Origin of the sequence: Algoriphagus yeomjeoni (assembly GCF_049821175.1) — a bacterium.
GTDB classification, from domain to species: domain Bacteria; phylum Bacteroidota; class Bacteroidia; order Cytophagales; family Cyclobacteriaceae; genus Algoriphagus; species Algoriphagus yeomjeoni_A.
The window spans coordinates 1,325,149-1,338,427 of sequence record NZ_CP187512.1 but is presented as its reverse complement, the minus strand read 5'-3'; the positions used below and the strand labels follow the sequence as shown (position 1 = coordinate 1,338,427).

Below are 13,279 nucleotides of genomic sequence, written 5' to 3'. Positions count from 1 at the left end.
AATATGAAATCGAGCATGAGTGAAAAGTCATTTAGAAGAATGAGTCTAATCCCTTTGAGATTCCATAGTACCAATACTAAAAATCATTTAAAATGAAAAAATATATCATAAACAGCCTACTTGCCTTGACAATAACAGGCTTTATAGTTTCCTGTAATTCACAGGTTGAAAGTGTTGAAATTCAGGGAGAGCACGAAGAAAATGAAGCCAGGGTAGAACTGTCTCAAGCGCAATATGAAGTGACAGGGATTGAGCTAGGTAAATTGGAATTCAAGGAAATTGGAAGTGAACTTATGGTGAATGGGGTGATTGATGTCCCACCGCAAAATAACATTTCCATTACCATGCCTTATGGAGGTTTTGTGAAAAACACCACACTTCTTCCCGGCGATGCAGTCAAAAGAGGACAGCTGCTTGTAACGATAGAAAATCCTGATTTCATTCAATTTCAACAGGACTATTTAGAGAGTCTGGCTAACAGCTCCTATTTAAAATCTGAGTACGAGCGTCAGGAGAAATTGTATGGTGAACAAGTGGCTTCCGGAAAAACCTTTGAAGAATCAAAAAGTAATTTTCTGGCCAATGAGGCAAGAATAAAAACTTCCAAAGCACGGTTAACAATGATTGGTTTTGATCCTGGGAAAGTGGAAACAGGAGAAATTAAATCTGTAGTAAATATCTATTCCCCTGTTGCCGGTTCGGTGCTGGACGTTTATACCAATATTGGCAAATATGTCAGTCCGCAGGATGTGATCATGGATTTAACCAATTCGGATGATTTGCATGTGGAACTTTCTGTCTATGAAAATGACATTACTAAAATTAAAAAGGATCAACGCATCAAATTCAATATTGCCAATACGGATGAAGAATGGAGAGAGGCGCATGTGTTTTTGGTAGGTAAGGGAGTCAGAAAAGATAGGTCAGTAACCGTTCATGGTCATTTTGACAGCAAGAATACTGATTTGCTCCCAGGAATGTATGTGACTGCCAAAATAGAAACTGCAAGTGAAAAAGCGCTAGTAGCGCCAAATGATGCAGTTGTACGGTTTGGAGAGAAACATTTTATTTTTTCCTATTTGGGACAGCGGGATGAAAACGGGAAACCCGCCTACGATTATGAGATGATAGAAGTGATAATGGGGAATAATGAAGACGGGTTTACTGAGGTGACATTATTGGATTCCGCCCGTGCCTATGAGGAAATCAAACTGGTAACTAAGGGAGCTTTCACACTACTTTCAAAAGCTAAAAACAGCGAAGAAGAAGGTGGACATCATTGAAAAACAAAGGAAAAATATGCTAACTGATTTATGAAATCATGGAAAAGGAAAAAGTAGAACATTCAGGGATATTCGGAAAAAATAGTGAATTGATTTTCTCAATTTGTTGTGGTGCTCTTTTGGGGATCGGGTTTGGTCTCAGTTTTATAGAGTCCGTACCTCAATGGGTTAGTCTTGGAATGTATATAGGGGCCTATTTTTTTGGAGGGTTCTATACTGCCAAGGAAGCAATTGAGACCATTCTTAAAGGTGGGTTTGAAATAGATTTTCTCATGTTGGTCGCAGCCATTGGTGCTGCGATCCTTGGGGAATGGGCCGAGGGTGCTTTGCTGCTATTTTTGTTTAGTCTCGGGCATTCACTGGAGCACTACGCTATGGGAAAAGCACATAAATCTATTGAGTCTTTAGCAACTCTAGCTCCTAAAACTGCCTTGAAAAAGGATGAGAATACTACCAAAGAAATCGGTATTGAAGAATTGGAAATTGGGGATATTATTTTAGTCAAGCCCAACACTCGTATAGCTGCTGATGGAGTAGTAATCAAAGGTAGTAGCGCCGTTGATCAGGCCCCCATCACAGGTGAGAGTATTCCAGTGGACAAAGTTGCTATGCAAAATGCAGATTCAAATGAATTATCTCTTAAAGATGTTCCTGAAGAAAGCCGTGCATTTTCAGGGACTATAAATGGAAATGGAACCTTGGAAATAAAGGTGTTGAAATTAGCCACGGACTCCACCGTATCAAGATTGATCACCTTAGTCAACGAAGCAAAGGCACAAAAGTCTCCTACTCAGTTACTCACTGATAAATTTGAGAAGTATTTTGTCCCTTCGGTATTGGTTTTGGTGGTGATATTATGCTTTGCTTTTTTAGTCATTGATGAGTCTTTTAGCCAAAGCTTTTATAGAGCGATGGCCGTGTTGGTAGCTGCGAGTCCTTGTGCACTGGCAATTGCTACACCCAGTGCTGTATTAAGCGGTATAGCCCGTGCTGCCAAAAAAGGAGTGTTGATCAAAGGGGGGAGACCCTTGGAAGATTTAGGTGTTTTGACTGCAATTGCTTTTGATAAAACAGGAACACTCACTGAAGGAAAACCCAAAATCACAGAGGTGATTGCTCTGGAAGGAATTTCCAACGAAGAATTACTTGCAGATGCTATAGCAGTGGAAGAGCTGAGTGATCACCCACTTGCCAAAGCGGTAGTTAGAGACGGTAAAGAACGAATGGATGGCAAAGAAATTCCCAAAGCTGATTCATTGGAAGCAGTGTTGGGCAAAGGAATTAAGGCTAATGTGGGTTCGGATAAAATCTATATCGGAAACCTGGATTTATATGAAGCGCTGGATGATAAAAAACCTTCTGATGAGGTAGTCAAAAAAATTGAAGAATTGGAGTCCAATGGAAATACAACTATCCTCATCAGGAAAAATGACACCTATATGGGTATCATTGGACTGATGGACACTCCTAGGGAATCGGCCAAAGCTACCTTAAGGGAACTGAAGGAGATTGGGATTGAAAAGATGATCATGCTCAGTGGCGATAACCAGAAAGTCGCAGATGCAATTGCCAATGAGGTCGGACTGACTGGTGCAAGAGGAAGCCTACTGCCTGAAGAAAAAGTAGAAGCTATCAAGCAATTAAAGCAGTCAGAATCCAAAATCGCCATGGTCGGCGACGGGGTAAATGATGCTCCGGCTATGGCTGCAAGTACAGTAGGAATTGCCATGGGAGCAGCAGGTTCTGATGTCGCTTTGGAAACTGCAGATATTGCATTGATGGCTGATAAACTTGAAGTATTGCCTTTTGCAATTGGGCTAAGTAGAAAAGCCAAGGGGATTATTAAACAAAACCTGTGGATCAGTTTAGGTGTAGTAGGTGTATTGATTCCAGCTACGATCTTTGGATTTGCCTCAATAGGAATTGCTGTACTTATCCATGAAGGATCTACGATAGTCGTTGTAGTAAATGCATTAAGGTTGCTGGGATACCAGAGAAAATGAATTAACCACAGGGAAGTAGTGGAATCAATCCCCACGTAGGGTGGGGATATTTACTTAAAAACAATATTATGCTGCAGATACTAGAACAGACTGAAAACAATATCATAGCAACAAAAGCCTCAGGAAAATTAACTGAAGTTGATTACAAAAAGCTATTACCATTATTGAAGAACGCGCTCGACAAACATTCAAAGATTCGATGGTACTTTGAAATGGTTGATTTTGAAGGGTGGGAATTGAAAGCCTTTTGGGAAGATGTGAAGTTTGATGCAAAACATGCCAATGACTTTGATAAAGTGGCCATGGTAGGTGAAAAAATGTGGGAAGAAAAAATGTCTGACCTAATGGGTTTTTTCTCTTCTGCTAAAGTTAAATACTTTGATATTTCAGATAAAGAAGCTGCATTAAAGTGGATTAAAAAATAACAGCTAGTCAGTGGCAAAAAAAGATAACAATATCAGGACAGCCTTTTTCCTGAATCTAGCCTTTACCGTGTTAGAAGTCACAGGAGGTTTGATTTCAGGCAGTATCGCTATTTTAAGCGATATAGATACCAAACATACCAACATTGATCTGAAGAGTTCTGATTGATAATATATACTTAAATCTTAAAAATCTTTCATTCAAAAGATAAGCTATTCAACATGCAAAAAACAATTTTTGAGATAACCAAAATGGACTGCCCTTCGGAGGAGAATCTTATCAGGATGAATTTGGACGGTATTTCCAGTATTGAGAATTTGGAATTTGATATTCCTAACCGGAAACTGACAGTTTTTCATCAAGGGGAAATTGAAGCAATCGAAAAGTCTATTGTGGACTTAAATTTAGGAGGAAGGAAAATTTCCACCGAACAGACTGACCAAACGGTTTTTAAAGAACACACTCACCAAAAAAAGTTACTATGGTCTGTCCTTGCAATAAACTTTGCATTTTTTCTAATCGAAATGACCACGGGAATTATTTCCAAATCTATGGGGCTGGTTGCCGATAGCTTGGATATGCTTGCGGACAGCTTTGTGTATGGGATTAGTTTATTTGCAGTGGGGGGAACAATATATAGGAAAAAGCGGATTGCTAAATGGGCTGGATATTTTCAAATTATACTTGCGATCATAGGATTTGTAGAGGTATTAAGAAGGTTTTTTGGAGTCGAGAAGCTTCCGGATTTTTCAACAATGATTATTGTCTCAATTCTTGCTCTCATGGCGAATGGAATTTGCCTTTACCTGTTGCAAAAATCGAAAAGCAAAGAAGAGGCTCATATGAAAGCAAGCATGATTTTTACATCAAATGATGTAATTATTAATTCAGGTGTAATTGCTGCAGGACTACTAGTTCATTGGCTAGAATCGAGTATGCCTGATCTGGTTATTGGAGCAATTGTTTTTGTCCTGGTTGTTCAAGGGGCATTTAGAATTTTAAAAGTGAGCAAATAGAGGGATTTACTCGATAAAACTTCCCTAAATCATCATGTTACATAAAACAGGAAGTTCTTTTTTTAGGTTAAAGGCGGGGTTTTTAAAGGTTGCCTAAAAAAAATAGTAGTCAAATAGCTTTATCTGTATAATTGGGTAGTGAAAGCATCTATCCATCTATTGGGAGAATTTAGAGTCTCATAAAACGACCGTTTTTTGAGACAATTTCTGGTTAGGATATCTCCGCTGAAAAAACCCAATTTTTAGTCTCATAAACTCATCTCTTTAATCAAGGTCTCAAATATCCATTTGCCCACCTTTTATGAGACGGTACTAGCCAAAGTATAGATGGTCATAAATAGGTTTCCATCCCTTTGGATTCTCTCACATTCCTAGAATTGGAAAAATTCGAACCACCCAAAGCCGTATTGCCTATTTATTTTTGTGTATTACAGATGAGATAAAAGGTATGCTTTAGTCTCATATATCTTGCTTTATGAGACGCAAATGATTTTGTGCATATTTCATGATACGCAAGTTTCCTATTGGTTTACGATATCAAGCAAAGGTTCAAATATGTACAGAGATGCTCTCCTGCCAGATCCCTTCTCAATACATTTAATTATCTGATTGGCTTCCATTGCGTTAAGTAACCTAGAGGCAGATGCTCTAGGCACCCCAGACTCTTCATAAAATCTTCCACTATTGAAAACTGGATGATTAAAAATAAAGTCCAGGCAACTTACAGCAAATTGAGAGTGCGTTGCCGTCACTATTCGCTCTTTCATGGACTCGTAAAGTGCCACTATTTGGCGGGTTTGATCATTGTTTTTCTTTGCCTGACTAATAATCGCTCCCAAAAAAAATCTAATCCAATTTGTCCAGCTCCCTGTCTCAGTGATATCCTTCAGCGCATCATAATAATCACGGCGATGATTCTCCAAATAGTCTGAAAGATAAAATACAGGCTCTCTGATAATATCTTTATCAAATAGGAATAGAGGAATCAGAATTCTTCCTATCCGTCCATTACCATCCAAAAATGGATGTAATATTTCAAATTGGGCATGGATAATTGCCAATTGAACAAGCGGATCTTTTTCTTCAAAATGGATGTACTTCTCCCAATCATCCAAGCCATGAAGCATATCCTGAACTGTGGGAGGAACAAATCTTGCAGTATCCATGGTGCTTCCCGGAGATCCTATCCAATTTTGGATTTTCCGAAATTCCCCTGGAGCCTTATTCTCTCCGCGGACATCTTGCATTAGCACAGCATGCATTTCACGAATCAATCGAAGAGATAGGGGTAGGGAGTCAAGTCTTGATTTTGCTGCCAATAAGGCTTTCCTATAATTAATAATCTCTTTAATATCCCCTTGTTTTTCTGAAGATTGGACTTTTTCAGCCTCATATTCCAACACTTCTTTTAGTGTAGCCTGTGTACCTTCTATTTTGGAAGATAGCACGGCTTCCTGAGTGCGAAGAGGTGAAAGCAAAACTTCTGGATTGATGATAGACTGAAGTAGCCCGTCATATCGGGCAAGCTGGCGATTGGCAGTACTCAGTAAATCCACTATAGCTGCCCAGTCTAAGTTCGTCGAAAGAAGTTCTTGTGGTTTGTACGGTTTCATTTGTATCTCATCTATGCAACACAAGATAGTATTGCGTCTCATTATTTCAAGAATATGAGACACAAATTATTTTGTGTCTCATCCATGAGACGCTAAACTCTTGATCCAGCGCTACGCTTGGTTTTTACTTTCCATCTCATAGCTGTCACAGTCTGTAGTTGTTCTTCATCTTGATCATCAAACAACCGTCAAATAAGGATCGGCTGATTATCAGTATCCTATATTATAAAAGAGGGGGAGGATCAAATGACCATCAAATAAGTTTTTGTTATTACAGCTAGCTTAATTTTTAAGCACACAAGCAAGTGAATTCTTAACGAGTACTGGTCCTGTTCTCTTAAAATGTGAGGAATAGCATAGAGTGGTTTCTTAAACCAAGGACTTTTAGGGCTAGATTTGTAAGGGTTGTAGGATATATCTAGATATACGTATATATATTCGCCATTATATGTATATATCTAGATATATGAGAGCAAGGCTGATTACCGTCCTAGCCCTAAATCCTTGCTTTTTCTCTTCTTTTTCTTTTTGCTGTCGTCATCTAGATTCCCAGAAGCCGGAATAGAAGCAAGCAGGTCACCAAGGCCAGCAATGGCACTAGGAGCGTGAAGAAGGCTATTTGAACTACTTTGATCACCTGACGGTAAGATTTGCGGTTCTCGATCATTCCCGAAATTAACTTCTCGATCCGTGGATCTTGCTTCGCGGCCAGCGTTTGATGGTTGGAATGGATTTGACCTTGAAGTATTTTTTGATTCTTCCTGATTTGATTCTGGCTGTCTCGGAGTTCTATCAAGCATTCGATCAGCTGCTGGTTTTCCAGCTTGATGGTCATTGCCTCCTTTAGGATATGCTGCTCTTGATCGACGGTTTGCTTCGTCAATTGATTGAAAGTCTTTAGCTTGCTCATAGTGTAATGTTTTGGATAGTTGCCCCCATTTGAATTGATTTCCCAAAGCCTGTCCTTTAGCTACAAATCCTCCATAGCAGTAGGAGATGCCCGATATCCGGCCTGTACTAGCTTGGTTGAATAATACATTGACCCCGCTCTTTTCCAGATGGCCAATAAAGGAGGGGATGTTGTTACTTTTTTTCAAAGCTGCTCCCACCAACTCCTGGAGTACCATTCGTTGGGAGGCTTTACCAGTCCGCAAAGCCATTTCTATTTCATCCTTGTCGGGAGACTTTACCTTTGATTCTTGGCTTGATTTTACCTGTTCCAGATTATACTTAATCTCTAACTCCCTGGCGATTTGGTCGCTTCTTTGGTAGTTCCTGCTGTCTGAGACCACGGTTCCGTCAAATCGGTTGCGTAGCACTAGAATATGGCAATGTGGATGGCCGGTGTCATGATGCCGGAAGATGAAATAAGCATTATTGTCAAAGCCCATTTTCTTCATGTACTCTTCGGCGATGGTGAGCATTTTATCATTAGAAATCACCTCGTCCTTGCCGAAATTGAGGCTGGTGTGAAAGGTGTTTCGCTTCAATCTGGGATTTAAACTTTGCAATAAGCGCAGCTCATTCTTGATAGACTGTTGCTTGAGGCTAGCAAAATTAGTAGCAAGTAACTCAGCTTTTTGGGACTCGTCCTTGGAGTAAAGCTTTTGCAAATTGTAGTTCAACGCCCCCATGAAAGAAGTTCCTATGGATACCTTAGTGATCATTGACTAGAAGTTTGATTAGAAGATTTAGTTTTTCTTGTAAAGCCTGGAAAGCTGCAAGCTTATCAGATGGTACCGGGATATTTGAATTATAGTGTTTTGCGATTTGGTTGATGTTTGTTCCGATCTTCTTTAGCTCTAGATAGGTTTGCTTTTCCAGAATAGGTGTACGTGCTTTCGGCAGTCTGTTTTTGAAGACGCAAGATCTGATCACTTCGGAAGCGCTGAGGTCGGAGTATTCACATAGTTTTGCCAATTGCTCATATTCCCCTTCGTCCATTTTGAAGGAAAACTTGATGCTCTTTTTTTCTTTTTGCGGTAGCTTAGGTCTTGCCATATCGGTAAATGAACGAAGTGAGTTTTTGATTTCTGAGCGGAGCGAAGCAAGCGTTTCGGTCTGGCCGAAACATAGCTTGCTTCGCAAAGCGACCCTCATCGAAGAAAGCCCAGTCGACCTTCATGAATTAGCATTTCATTATAGTCCTTGTACCCTGTATAGTCCAGACTTTTGTCTATGCAATGGGAGTGTTCCTTTAATAGTTCTTTGGTCTTTTTCTTTCCCTGATCGTCCCGATCAAGGTATAGCTCCACAGTTTTAAATTGCTCGAAATAGGAGGTGGCTTCTTTGGTATTTGCCAATGAGTTAAGTGACATTAAACAAAAGGGAATCTCCTGTATATTGTTTCTTTGAAAGTAACTCATCAGGTCAAAAATCCCTTCGAATATTACCAAGGTTGAATTACCGTTTCCTTTTGGATCTCCAAAAATACTGATGCCTTGGGCTGTGCATCCTTTCCAGTATTTGTTGCGGATAGACCATCCGTTGGAATTCTGGTTTCCTACTCCAAAATATTTTTTTCCGTCCACCTCGAAGTAAACTTCCTTGCAGAATTGTCGGGCCATGAACAAGGTTAACTCGCGAGATTCAATGTATTCTGAAATAGCATTGTTGGTACCAAGTGGTTTGACTGCATAGACTTGGATTTTAGAATCGGCTTTCAAGTCATGATGATTGTCTTGCTGTTGAAAAGAAAAAGACTCCAGGTTTCTTTGCGTGAGATGATTCAGCGCACCTTCAATCGAAAATGCAGGGTTTAATTTCAAGACTAGGTCGATGAGGGTTCCACCTTCATTGTCGTTACCGAAGTCGATCCAAAGATTGCTTCTGTGATCTACTTTGAAAGAAGGTGTTTTTTCTTCCCGGAAAGGAGAGAAGTATATGGAATAGCTTCCAAGGTTTTTCGCTGGTTGGGTGCCAATTGCTGAGAGATATTCGAGAATGCTGATTTGATTGGCTTGCTTACAGTTCATGATTTTTATGGTTTGTTAGTTAAAATTGTCAAAGTAGCTTACTACGTTACTACACTAGCTTTAATCGATAGAAAATCAATGTGTTAACTGTAGTCAGGTTGCATTTTTATTGGTATTTTAAGCTTACTACGGTTACTACATTTCCGGTTTTGTAGTAAGGTGTAGTAACCTTGATTGATTTAACCTGACTACAGGTAACTATCAGTATATCAATTATATATATTCATTGTAGTAAGGTAGTAAGTGGATTAGGGGTTTTTATATAATAGCCCTTTACGGGATAGGATTTGTCGCCATAGCCTCTTTTGGCAATCCGTTCAAATCCGAGTCTTTTCAGGGCTTTTCCGATTTCCTCCCTGCTGATTTTGAGAAGTGATCCTTCTGCTTTATTCAGGTATTGGATGATGTCTGAGGGAGTCATGAATTCGTCCTCCTTATTTCCTGGGTCAAAGTGTTTCTGGATTAGTTCAAACTCCATGGTGATTGTGCTGAACTGGTTATTGGCCAGTTCGTTTTCCGTGATCTCCTCAGCATTCATATTGTATTCAAAGCCACTTTTAAAAAGGTTATATGCCTGAGACCAGACTCGGTTGATATCAACCTCTTGTTTGTACTTCCAGTTGATTCCAATCAGGGTAAAGCAAAGCCAACGGACACTCCCTGTATCGTCTGTTAGAAATTCCGCCTTGTTGGTAGAACCGATAATGGATGCTCTACGGGGTTCCATGGTAGGCTTTCTATCATAGGGATGTCGGACTTTGATGTAGGATCGGCTCATTAGGCTTTTTTGAGCGTTGATTTCCTGCTTGTTGAGAGTTGACAATTCATCCTGGATGATCAAGAAGTTTTGACAAAGGGCTATCAGGCTATCCTTGTCTACCGAAATATTTTCGGTCTGGTATTCGGAAAGGTCTGGAGGAGTAAGAAATCTTGTCAGGGTCGACTTTCCGCTGTTTTGTTTGTCCTGGACTAAAATCAAGGCCTGCTTGTTGAAGTATTGGTCGTCTAGGCTACAAGCGACGCAGCGGACTAGCCATTTCTTGAACTGGACTTTGAACCTTTCTTGATCCAGCACTTGGATATAGTTGGCGAAGTGATCTATGTAATCACCATGTTTTTCTTGATTCCAGTGCTGTTTGTGGTGCTCAAAATAGACTTCCAAGGGATTTACCTTCGGAATAAAGTCACTACTCAAGAAGGAATTGATATCGGCTAGTGATGTGTTGTGTCCTGCTGATTTTGCCTCGATCAATAGGGTATGGGGATTGACCCGCAGGTAGTTGTTTTTTTCTTTTTCACTGGCAAAAACTTCGTAAACTACTACGTTGTTGATAAAGTCATATTTACTTATCAAGTACCGGATCATCTTTACCATTGGTGAATTGGAGTCATCATCCAATCGTTTGAAAGGATTTCTGTTTTTCATGGAGCTGCATTAAGAGTTTGAAAATGAATGCAGAACCAGTATCTTTACGTTGTCAGACGGAGATACTCTTTCCACATTATTAAAAGCGAATTCGAAAGGATTCGCTTTATTTTTTTCTGGTGTATTGCAAAGCTTGCTTTCTTATTTCTGCTTCCGATTTACTTGGATTTTGCAATAGCCAATCATCAATCTTTTTGCGATCGAAGAAAAGTGCGCCATTATTAGGCTTGGAATAAGGGATTTTGGATTGGCTTACTAGTTTGTAGATGTAGGATACTTTGAAACCTGTATACTCACTAAGTTCCTCAGGATTCAAGATATCCTTAAGGCCAAACATAAATTTCTCAATGCGATTGAGTTTGTGTAGGATTTGTTCGTTTTCCATTGCTGCGTTTTTTTGATGTTGTCCAGCAAAGGAGAATAAAGGAGGCCTGAAAGGACAATAAAAATTAACTATTGTCAATGTTTTAGCGGGTTTCGTTAATGAATTTTTGAAAAAATACCGTCTATTTGATATTCAATTTCAGACTTGCTTCTGGAGTTTTTTGAAATGCTTTTTGAGCTTCGAAGAGATCCGGGTTTTATTGCTTTCCCATTTATGAGAAAAATTTTCGCCAATGTAGGATATGAAAGCCCATCAATCTTATTGTTTAGTTCATCGAAAAAGTAAACCGCATCAATCACAGGAATATTTAAGTCAAATAATGGGGTAGATGGAGTTGTCCCCTTTTCAAAAAAAGCGACAAATTTCTCTCTATGAGATTTTTGTTTTTCAAAGTCCATATACTCGATGAATCCATATTCCACCAATCCATCAAAAATTTTTGCTAACTGCCCTGATGTATAATGTGTTCTAAATTTCTTTTGGCTTTTTTTTAAAGTATCCTTTACCAGAGGTATATACCGATTTTCAAATCTTTTCTTCCAGGTTAAATCTAGAATCAAAACACCAACGATGAATAGGAAAACGAATGGTGCAAAAAGCAAAACATCTTTCCAAAGGGTTCCTGTTGGGTTTGAAACCAAAATGGCGTAAGTACTTAAGCTCATTATTGGCCAAAAAATGGAATAAAAGAATATCCTGGGTTTTTCCACTTTTTTTCTAAATCCTACCATTTTTTCATCAAACATATAATTGGCATACCAGATTGAATATCTTCTAATTAGCTTCCAAGTATAAAACAATTGGACAACAATCATACTGATTCCACTCCCCCAAACAAAAAGATTGAAATTAAAAAATATGGTTATGCCAGTGTAAAAAATGACTGGTAATAAAATGAATAAGGTGGATAAAAGAATTTTTGGGTTTGATTTTTCCATTGTTTTAAAGTTTCAAATCCAAGTTAAGTTGAGGAATAATTTGGGCTGACTCCCGCATCTTTTGGTCAACGATTTTAGCATAGATAGCGGTGGTTTTTATTTCCTTGTGGCCTAGCCTTTTTTGAACGGTGTAAAGATCTGCTCCATTTTCAAGAAGTAGGACAGCGTTGGTATGCCTGGCACTATGAAAAGTAATATGCTTGAATACCCCGGCTCGATTGCACCAGCGAACCAGTTCATTGTTATAAACAGCGCTGTATTTGAGACCAATGAAAACCCGATCCTTAGGAGATTTTCTGTCACCGAGTAAATCCCTTGCCTGTTTAGAGATATAGAGGTATTCTACGCCATCCGTTTTTTCCTGCCTGAAATTTACTCTAAAGAGATTTTTACCTTCATCTCTGACTTCTGACCATACGAGATTATTGATGTCAGACCATCTCAATCCTACAAGACAGGAGAATATAAAAGCCTTCTTCAAAACTTGATATTTGCAGTCTGTATTAACTAAGGCTTGAAGTTCTTCAAAGGTTAAGTATTCTCGTTGGCTTTCTGCCTGCTCAAAAGCTTTTACCCTAGCAGCATAGTTGATGGAAATATACCCATCATCAAAAGCACTTCTCAGACAGGCTTTGAATTTATTGAAATAGGAGTATTTGGAGTTTTGGGATAGGGGTAGGTTGCTTTTAGTTCGTGCTTCTACTTCAAAGTAGTGCTTTACCCTTTTTACAAAATTATCGTCAATCTCATCGAAAAGAAAATTTGGGCTTATGCAATTTTTGAGATGGGAGTAAGCAGATTGCCAGACTCCATAGTTCTTGACTGAGTTGGATTTCTCTTCCATCTTCTCAGTAAAAAAGTCTAAGAATTGCCTTTTTGACTTTGACAGGTTTTTGATTTCAAATTTTCCCTGGATGTAATTGCTCTGCCTTATCGATAGGATATCCTCAGCAAGTTTCCGGTTCTCTTTGTTCTCTTTTCTTTCAACAGCATCTTTCGGAACCTGGTGCAGGTAAATTTTCAAGAATTCGAAATCTCGAATATGACTGCGTTTGCCATTCAAATCGGTGGTGGAACCTTTATAATACTCTATATAAAGGCTAATCATTCCGTTTGAGAGCTTTTTCTCTTTTAAAGTAATCTTCATTTCTATACCTCAGTTGTACATTTGTACAACTTTTTGACTTCAAGTTGTACAGTAGTTGTAACAAATGTAC

General features: G+C 39.0%; 13 protein-coding genes. 5 read left to right on the top strand and 8 right to left on the bottom strand.

Going from position 1 to position 13,279, the window contains the following annotated elements:
• Window positions 1–92 precede the first annotated feature (92 nt).
• From ACPUEN_RS05510 to ACPUEN_RS05490, 5 genes are all read left to right on the top strand, one after another.
• On the top strand, window positions 93–1,283 hold the full coding sequence (locus tag ACPUEN_RS05510; RefSeq protein ID WP_339750788.1) for an efflux RND transporter periplasmic adaptor subunit: 1,191 nt from the start codon (window positions 93–95) through the stop codon (window positions 1,281–1,283).
• Window positions 1,284–1,321: 38 nt separating this feature from the next.
• Window positions 1,322–3,286, top strand: a complete 1,965-nt coding sequence (locus ACPUEN_RS05505; RefSeq protein ID WP_339750790.1) for a heavy metal translocating P-type ATPase — start codon at window positions 1,322–1,324, stop codon at window positions 3,284–3,286.
• 68 nt (window positions 3,287–3,354) lie between these two features.
• Window positions 3,355–3,711, top strand: a complete 357-nt coding sequence (locus tag ACPUEN_RS05500; RefSeq protein ID WP_339750792.1) for an STAS/SEC14 domain-containing protein — start codon at window positions 3,355–3,357, stop codon at window positions 3,709–3,711.
• Between the two features lie 10 nt (window positions 3,712–3,721).
• On the top strand, window positions 3,722–3,877 hold the full coding sequence (locus ACPUEN_RS05495) for a hypothetical protein (protein WP_339750794.1): 156 nt from the start codon (window positions 3,722–3,724) through the stop codon (window positions 3,875–3,877).
• Window positions 3,878–3,930: 53 nt separating this feature from the next.
• Window positions 3,931–4,725: a cation transporter gene (locus ACPUEN_RS05490; protein ID WP_339750796.1), complete on the top strand. Its 795-nt coding sequence runs from the start codon at window positions 3,931–3,933 to the stop codon at window positions 4,723–4,725.
• A 521-nt stretch (window positions 4,726–5,246) separates the two neighbouring features.
• On the opposite strand, the gene ACPUEN_RS05485 is transcribed toward ACPUEN_RS05490, so the two are convergent.
• The 8 genes from ACPUEN_RS05485 to ACPUEN_RS05450 form a co-directional block, all read right to left on the bottom strand.
• The gene (locus tag ACPUEN_RS05485; protein WP_425639110.1) at window positions 5,247–6,338 is read right to left on the bottom strand and encodes a Fic family protein; all 1,092 of its coding nucleotides are present in this window, start codon (window positions 6,336–6,338) and stop codon (window positions 5,247–5,249) included.
• Between the two features lie 482 nt (window positions 6,339–6,820).
• Window positions 6,821–8,005 carry a relaxase/mobilization nuclease domain-containing protein gene (locus ACPUEN_RS05480; RefSeq protein ID WP_425639109.1) on the bottom strand — a complete coding sequence of 395 codons (1,185 nt, stop codon included), beginning with the start codon at window positions 8,003–8,005 and terminating at the stop codon, window positions 6,821–6,823.
• Complete coding sequence (locus ACPUEN_RS05475; protein ID WP_264810083.1) at window positions 7,995–8,339, bottom strand: MobC family plasmid mobilization relaxosome protein; 345 nt, start codon at window positions 8,337–8,339, stop codon at window positions 7,995–7,997. The genes ACPUEN_RS05480 and ACPUEN_RS05475 overlap by 11 nt, the downstream gene beginning before the upstream one ends.
• A 95-nt stretch (window positions 8,340–8,434) precedes the next feature.
• On the bottom strand, window positions 8,435–9,313 hold the full coding sequence (locus tag ACPUEN_RS05470) for a toprim domain-containing protein (RefSeq protein WP_425639108.1): 879 nt from the start codon (window positions 9,311–9,313) through the stop codon (window positions 8,435–8,437).
• Window positions 9,314–9,536: 223 nt separating this feature from the next.
• Window positions 9,537–10,739 (bottom strand): VapE domain-containing protein, encoded by a 1,203-nt coding sequence (locus tag ACPUEN_RS05465; protein ID WP_425639107.1) that lies wholly within the window; start codon window positions 10,737–10,739, stop codon window positions 9,537–9,539.
• 106 nt (window positions 10,740–10,845) lie between these two features.
• On the bottom strand, window positions 10,846–11,124 hold the full coding sequence (locus tag ACPUEN_RS05460; protein WP_425639106.1) for a helix-turn-helix transcriptional regulator: 279 nt from the start codon (window positions 11,122–11,124) through the stop codon (window positions 10,846–10,848).
• A gap of 95 nt (window positions 11,125–11,219) precedes the next feature.
• Window positions 11,220–12,062 carry a hypothetical protein gene (locus tag ACPUEN_RS05455; protein WP_425639105.1) on the bottom strand — a complete coding sequence of 281 codons (843 nt, stop codon included), beginning with the start codon at window positions 12,060–12,062 and terminating at the stop codon, window positions 11,220–11,222.
• Between the two features lie 4 nt (window positions 12,063–12,066).
• Complete coding sequence (locus ACPUEN_RS05450) at window positions 12,067–13,209, bottom strand: tyrosine-type recombinase/integrase (RefSeq protein ID WP_425639104.1); 1,143 nt, start codon at window positions 13,207–13,209, stop codon at window positions 12,067–12,069.
• Between the last annotated feature and the right edge of the window lie 70 nt (window positions 13,210–13,279).

What these genes read in the sequence shown, in the direction of transcription:
- ACPUEN_RS05455 (WP_425639105.1), bottom strand. Translation starts at nt 12,062, where the DNA reads ATGGAAAAATCAAACCCAAAAATTCTTTTATCCACCTTATTCATTTTA.
- ACPUEN_RS05475 (WP_264810083.1), bottom strand. Translation starts at nt 8,339, where the DNA reads ATGGCAAGACCTAAGCTACCGCAAAAAGAAAAAAAGAGCATCAAGTTT.
- ACPUEN_RS05470 (WP_425639108.1), bottom strand. Translation starts at nt 9,313, where the DNA reads ATGAACTGTAAGCAAGCCAATCAAATCAGCATTCTCGAATATCTCTCA.
- ACPUEN_RS05510 (WP_339750788.1), top strand. Translation starts at nt 93, where the DNA reads ATGAAAAAATATATCATAAACAGCCTACTTGCCTTGACAATAACAGGC.
- ACPUEN_RS05490 (WP_339750796.1), top strand. Translation starts at nt 3,931, where the DNA reads ATGCAAAAAACAATTTTTGAGATAACCAAAATGGACTGCCCTTCGGAG.
- ACPUEN_RS05500 (WP_339750792.1), top strand. Translation starts at nt 3,355, where the DNA reads ATGCTGCAGATACTAGAACAGACTGAAAACAATATCATAGCAACAAAA.
- ACPUEN_RS05465 (WP_425639107.1), bottom strand. Translation starts at nt 10,739, where the DNA reads ATGAAAAACAGAAATCCTTTCAAACGATTGGATGATGACTCCAATTCA.
- ACPUEN_RS05480 (WP_425639109.1), bottom strand. Translation starts at nt 8,005, where the DNA reads ATGATCACTAAGGTATCCATAGGAACTTCTTTCATGGGGGCGTTGAAC.
- ACPUEN_RS05505 (WP_339750790.1), top strand. Translation starts at nt 1,322, where the DNA reads ATGGAAAAGGAAAAAGTAGAACATTCAGGGATATTCGGAAAAAATAGT.
- ACPUEN_RS05460 (WP_425639106.1), bottom strand. Translation starts at nt 11,124, where the DNA reads ATGGAAAACGAACAAATCCTACACAAACTCAATCGCATTGAGAAATTT.
- ACPUEN_RS05450 (WP_425639104.1), bottom strand. Translation starts at nt 13,209, where the DNA reads ATGAAGATTACTTTAAAAGAGAAAAAGCTCTCAAACGGAATGATTAGC.
- ACPUEN_RS05485 (WP_425639110.1), bottom strand. Translation starts at nt 6,338, where the DNA reads ATGAAACCGTACAAACCACAAGAACTTCTTTCGACGAACTTAGACTGG.